General features: G+C 56.6%; 5 protein-coding genes. 4 read left to right on the top strand and 1 reads right to left on the bottom strand.

All coding sequences use genetic code 11. The features are described 5' to 3' along the window. Nucleotides 1-3186 (bottom strand): S8 family serine peptidase (locus JMF85_RS06695; RefSeq protein ID WP_201317943.1); only part of this gene is annotated, 3186 nt, incomplete at its 3' end. A 205-nt stretch (nt 3187-3391) separates the two neighbouring features. Between JMF85_RS06695 and JMF85_RS06690 the strand changes: the two genes are divergently transcribed. The 4 genes from JMF85_RS06690 to JMF85_RS06675 all read left to right on the top strand — a co-directional run bounded on the left by JMF85_RS06690 (nt 3392) and on the right by JMF85_RS06675 (nt 6096). Continuing rightward, on the top strand, nt 3392-4171 hold the full coding sequence (locus tag JMF85_RS06690; protein ID WP_201317942.1) for a hypothetical protein: 780 nt from the start codon (nt 3392-3394) through the stop codon (nt 4169-4171). Nucleotides 4172-4290: 119 nt separating this feature from the next. Continuing rightward, nucleotides 4291-4506, top strand: coding sequence for a hypothetical protein (locus JMF85_RS06685; RefSeq protein WP_127609007.1), 216 nt, complete (start codon nt 4291-4293; stop codon nt 4504-4506). 101 nt (nt 4507-4607) lie between these two features. Continuing rightward, a complete protein-coding gene (locus tag JMF85_RS06680; RefSeq protein ID WP_054800190.1) occupies nt 4608-5222 on the top strand; it encodes a superoxide dismutase in 615 nt (204 codons plus the stop codon). A 190-nt stretch (nt 5223-5412) separates the two neighbouring features. Next, nucleotides 5413-6096 (top strand): Crp/Fnr family transcriptional regulator, encoded by a 684-nt coding sequence (locus JMF85_RS06675; protein ID WP_155615718.1) that lies wholly within the window; start codon nt 5413-5415, stop codon nt 6094-6096. The last annotated feature ends 4 nt before the right edge of the window (nt 6097-6100 follow it).

Genomic DNA, 6100 nt, shown 5'->3' with positions numbered 1-6100 from the left:
TTGATCCAGCCGGTCGAGCAAACGGCTCAACACCGTAATCGCCTGGGCGCGCGTGGCTTGGCTGCGCGGCCCGAACGTCCCGTCCGGGTTCCCCTCAAGCAGCCCGTTCCCTACTGCACGCTTTACGGCTTCCAGCGCCCAACGGCTGATATCCGCCCCGTCATTGAAGCGTGACGGCGTATCCCATGCCGTTGATTCCGGACCGGTAGCTGTACCGTTCGCGTAATCGTGAGCGCGGGCGTAGGCGTAGGCATTCATCAGCATGACCGCCATCTGCTCCCGCGTGATCGACTGCTCCGGCGCAAATTCCGTATCGCTCACGCCGCTGACGAGGCCCGCAGCAAGCGCCTTGGATACGGCTTCGCGATACCATGCGTCTTGCGGCACGTCATGGAACGGAAAGTCGCCTGTACCGGTATGTATCCGGAGGCTCCGGGTCAGCAGCGCCGCAAATTGCGCACGCGTGAGGGTCGCCTCCGGCGCGAAGTCCGCCTCGGTCATCCCGTCGGCGATCTGTCTGGCCGCCATCCGTTCGATGGCTGTCTGCGCCCAGTGTCCTTGAATATCCGCAAAAGTCCGGTTCCACTCCATCACGGCGTACCGGGAGAAGTGCTGCAGTTGCACTTTCGCCGAGCCGTGCGCGGTCTCGCCGCCGACATATTCCCAGCGTCGGTCCGCCGGGTTGTAGTAGAATACGGCCGCTTTACTCGGATCGGCGATTTTGGCGGCATCGTATTTAAACTCCGCCGTGACCGGTTCCGCGAACGTCGTTATCGTCCGCTCTCCCGCGTACACCTGCAAATCGAACACCGCCGAAGCGAGCAATGCGTACGCCGGCTTGTCCGATGCCACCCCAGAGAAACCCGCGGATACTCGGACCGCTGCCGTCGCCGACGTGAGCGCTATGGCGCGGGCCGGTACGGTAAGCGTGGCCTGATCGGTCTCGATGACGATCGACGTCTCGGAAGCGGATGCTTTGCTCCACACTTCGCCGGGTACCTCGACCTCAACCCGGCTAACGGCTTGATCGCTTGTTGCATCGATCGTCACCCGTTTCTCTTTACCGGATTTCAGCTGTTCGAGCAGCTTGTCTTTATCGGGCTTCACGGTAAGCCCGCTTTCCTTGACTGGAGCTACCCCAGGCTGGGTCGGCGGAATGAAGCCTCCGCCGCCAACCAGGCCGCCTCCGCCGGACGGCGTGATCGTATACGCGAACGACGCCGCTTCGCTCATCACCCCGCTTTTGACGGTCACGGCCGTTATCGTCGTGCTGGCCCCGACGGTAATCGGGCCGGTGTATTCCGTTGCGGGCGGCCAACTATTCGCCTCGCTCGTCGCGTAATAAATCGTCGCGCCCTGCACATCCGTACTCAGCTCGACCTTCTGCCCGCCGACATAGGCGCCTGCCGCCAGCGAAGCCTTAGGCGCTGCAGGCCGGCGCAGGAAGGTCACGGGCGCCGAGCCGATGAAATCGGACCCAGTCGCGGACAAACTGAGATCATAGTAATCGTCCGAAGCCTGGCCGCTGATATTCGTCCGCGCCTTGCCGTAGACCATGTCCAGCACCGTATTCCCCCCGCCGCCAAGGCGAGTGACGTGTTGGACTTGAAGCGTGACCTTCCCGGTAACATCGGTAAGCGGCTGCCCTCTATCGTCTAACGCCAGGACCGTCACCCCGTAATCGGTGAACCCGTTAACCGTTGAGCCCTTGACCGCTTCGACCTTTAGCCTCGGAAGCGTGAAAGCACGGCCGGCATGCAGAAGGCCGCCGCCGATATAGAACGCATCCAAGGGAAGTCCTTCATAGACAGGATGTGCGATCGGCACCTTGGCGCTGCTGTCCTTAATAATACGGAGCACGTCCCTTGGCGTAAGCTGCCGGTCTTGTGCGACGAGCAGCGCAGCTAAACCGGAGACGAACGGAGCCGAGAACGAGGTGCCGTCTCCTACGGCGTAATCGCCGTTCATCTTCGTGGAGTAAATGCCCGTTCCGGGAGCAACCGTAGCGAGGTTATCGACCACGTTCGAAAAGTCCGAGAGCACAAAGCTTCCGTCATTCAACCTCGTTACGGATCCGACAGCGATGACGCCGTCCATATTGGCCGGAAACGTCGTGCGGCTGAAAGCTCTGGGCGTCTTATTATCCAAATTCCCTTGCTCCTTAGGGAGCCAATGATTGCTCTCGTTACCGGCGGCAGCGACGACAACGACATTCCGGCTAAGCGCGAAATGGATCGCATCGCTAACCGCGCGGCTATACCCGTCCATGCCGAGACTTAAGTTGATGATATCCGCACCGGCGTTTACCGCCCAGTATATGCCTTCGGTCAGGGCGTCGCTCGGAATCACATAATCCTTGCCCTGCCATTGCCCGACTTGAACGGGCAATATTTTCGCGCCGCCGGCGGAACCTGCGATTCCCAGGCCGTTGTCGACCAAGGCGGCGGCGATCCCGGCCACCATCGTACCGTGACCGTAGTTATCACGCGTATCGGCATTGTTATTGACCGCGTTATATCCGGGCAGTACGCTGCCCGCCAAATCGGGATGATTCGCGTCGACGCCTGAATCGATAACGGCAATCTTGATATCGTCCCGTAACGACTCCTCTACCCTGCGCCAGCCATAAGTCATGTCCGTCACCGTGTAGCCCCATTGATCCCCTTTCACCAGCAGCGGGTCGTTAGGCATCAAGCTCGTTATGGGCTGCACCGCGCCGTCAGAGACTCCTTGATCTATTCCCGCTCCCGGCGCCGGTACCGGCGGCTGCTCGGGCGTAGCTGCGCCTACCTCTTGTTCAGCGTCCTGCGTCGCCGCCCGATCCATCAAACGGAATAAATAAACCGGTTCCACATATTCCACTTCGGGGTTGCGGGATAATTCCGCGACCGCTTCAGGGACGCTCTGATCTTCGCCCACTTCGACTTCCACGTAAGGATTTGCGCGTAAAGCCGTCATCGACAATCTTGTTGCGGCGGGTAGCCGCTCCTTGTATTTAACGAGCACCTTTCCCGGCTGTATATGATGTAGTGAATGCTCCATCGCCGTTCCGGCAGTCTGCTGGACAGATGGCGCCGCCGCCATCGCTTGCCCGTAGGTGCCCCCGGGCCCCAACCACCCTAGCGAGGACACCGCCAAGACCGCAGCCATGCCAGCGCTAAACCACGCCGTTCTGCGTGTTCCCATCTTCCACTTCCTCCTCCAAAAGCTTGACCTTTACGCAAAAGTTTCCATAATTCGAGTATAGAATCGGTCTAGTGGATTCGCAATGAAAGAAAATGGTATTTTACAAGTTTTATAGAAAATTTTAGAAAATACCGCCCCTGAAACAATCGGCACGCTCCCAACGTATGTAAGGGTACAGAGACTGACGGGAATGGAGCGATACCTAGTGAGCAACAACAATCAAGCAGTACCACCCGCCCGTGGCAAAAAAATGTTACGTCTCTTCGTAGCGACCGCCGCACTTACCGCAAGCGTCGGCTGCACGGATGTCAATCAGCCGGCCGTCCCGGCCGGCAGCGGGGCCGTTGCATCCGTAAGCAATCCGGCGGGCGGAGCGGGGGCCGGCAGCGCCGCCGAAACCGCCATCGGCGGGGCGGCCAGTGCTGCCGCCGGGGCCGCTCTCCCGGACAACTATTGCGCGGACGATGACGATGACGGCCGGTGTGACGACGGGAACGGCTGGGTCGACTATGACAACGACAGCTCGATCTATTACGTCGGGTCGACGCCTTATTACCACCGCTCCGCTCAGGCGACAACCAAGCCGTCGATGATGACGCCGGGAGCTGCGCCCCAATCGGCGAACGCTTCGGCGGCAGCATCGGCTTCGAAGACGGCGCCGTCCGGCAGTTCCTCCTCAGGAACAACTCAGCAGCCGGCGACAAGCAGCCGGACCGGAAGCTTTTCCGTCAAAGACAGTTCTCCTTCAAGTTCAGCTTCAAGCACGGGCTCCGCTTCAAACTCGAGTTCAAGCTCGAATACGAGTTCAAGTTCATATACGAGCTCCGGTTCAAGCTCAACCGGTCCGGCTCCCTCGGCATCCGGCGTTAGCTCGTCCTCTTCATCAATTGCCGGCTCTGCGACCGGTTCAAGCAGCGGCATCTCATCCGGCAGCTCCGGTTCCCACGGCGGCATCGGCAGCTCGTCTTCGTCCAGCGGGGGCTAACGCCCGGACGGCGGCACTTCATCCGCCCCCGCCCTTCTTTCGGTCCCCTTATGCATAAAAAGGAACTCCTGCGGAAACGATAATTTCGGTAAACTTTGGATACGGAAGGAGGTACTAACATGACCCCGCTATCAAACCACACGGACACCGACGTTCGGCGAATTCATGAGTTGAACGATATGAATACGAATGCCTGGAGTTCGCAAGAGCTTCACTATCATCAACGGGTGATGAGCGATTTGTCCCCTTGGCTGAACGCGCAGGGCAGCGCGATGCTCAGTCAAATCATTCACGAAATCGAACGTCGCGGCCACGAGCATGACCGGCGCCCGTAATGTTTGTACGAACACTTAATATACATAAATGTTGATTTTATATAGTAAATAAGCGATAATAAATATTGGAAGTCTTATATTCTTAGGAGGTAGATTAGACAATGGCACATCAATTACCAGCACTGCCTTACGCGAACAACGCACTTGAACCGCACATCGATGAAATGACCATGATGATTCACCACGATCGTCACCACAATGCATACGTTACGAACCTGAACGCTGCGCTGGAAGGCCATCCCGATCTGCAATCCAAAAGCATTGAAGCCTTGATCGCCGATCTGAACAGCGTACCGGAAGCTATCCGTACGGCAGTCCGCAACAACGGCGGCGGCCACGCGAACCACTCCCTCTTCTGGGAGACGATCGGCCCGAACGGCGGCGGCGCTCCAAGCGGCAAGCTGGCTGACGCGATCAACAACGAACTCGGCGGCTTCGAAAAATTCAAAGAGGATTTCGCCAAAGCGGGCGCGACACGTTTCGGTTCCGGCTGGGCATTCCTCGCTGTAACCAAAGAAGGCAAATTGAAAGTGTACAGCTTGCCGAACCAAGACAGCCCGATTATGGAAGGCGAAACGCCGATCCTCGGTCTGGACGTATGGGAGCACGCGTACTACTTGAAATATCAAAACAAACGCCCTGATTACATCGCCGCTTTCTGGAACGTTGTAAACTGGGAAGAAGTCGGCAAACGTTACGAAGCTGCTGTGAAGTAACACCTGCCGCGATATGAAGAAAGACATGGATTTCGGTTTATCCGAGTCCATGTCTTTTTTATGTCAAATAATGAGATTTTCAACACCCGCCTTACCGGTATGGCGAAGATGCGCTGGTATAATAAGGATTTCCGCGCTATAATCTAGTCATATTAATCAATCATCCAGTTTTAGGAAAAGAGTGAGGTTCATGAGTAAACTGATCTCTCTCCTGCGTCATGTGCCCTTGTTTCAAGATTTATCGGCAGCCGAACTTGAGACGATCGCGCCTTTATTTGTCGAACGAAAGTACAAGAAGGGAACAATCTTGTTTTTTGAAGGGGACGCAGGCGAGGAATTCTTCTTAATCCAGAGCGGTGTTGTGAAAGTGTATCGGATCGATAACGCCAAGGAAATTATTTTATCCTTGTTTCGCGGGGGCGATTTCTTCGGCGAGATGTCGCTGATTCAAAAAGGTCTTCAGCGCTCCGCTACGGCGGAAACGATGGACAACTGCTCGATTTACACGCTTGTCCGTTCTGAATTTTACCACTTCATGGAAAGAACCCCCAAGCTTTGTTTGCGCCTGTTGGAAGTCACGATGGAGCGGTTGCGCAAGACCAACGAACAAATCTACGATCTAACCTTCCTCGACGTACGGTCCCGCATCATCAAAACGATCTTCCGATTGTCGGAGCAATACGGCCAGCCCAAAACGAACGGTACCTTCATCAACATGAAACTGACGCATCAGCAGCTGGCCAATATGGTCGGCACCGTACGCGAGTCCGTTACGAAAGTGCTGCAGGAGCTGCAGGAGGATCATATTATTACGATCGACAAAAAGTTCATCTTCGTCCGCGATGTGGAAGGTCTGAAAAAGATGATTCATTAAATAA

Origin of the sequence: Paenibacillus sp. EPM92, from assembly GCF_016586185.1 — a bacterium.
Taxonomy (GTDB): domain Bacteria; phylum Bacillota; class Bacilli; order Paenibacillales; family NBRC-103111; genus Paenibacillus_G; species Paenibacillus_G validus.
The sequence above is the reverse complement of the archived record's forward strand: the minus strand, read 5'-3'. Positions and strand labels throughout refer to the sequence as shown.

What these genes read in the sequence shown, in the direction of transcription:
- JMF85_RS06685 (WP_127609007.1), top strand. Translation starts at nt 4,291, where the DNA reads ATGACCCCGCTATCAAACCACACGGACACCGACGTTCGGCGAATTCAT.
- JMF85_RS06680 (WP_054800190.1), top strand. Translation starts at nt 4,608, where the DNA reads ATGGCACATCAATTACCAGCACTGCCTTACGCGAACAACGCACTTGAA.
- JMF85_RS06675 (WP_155615718.1), top strand. Translation starts at nt 5,413, where the DNA reads ATGAGTAAACTGATCTCTCTCCTGCGTCATGTGCCCTTGTTTCAAGAT.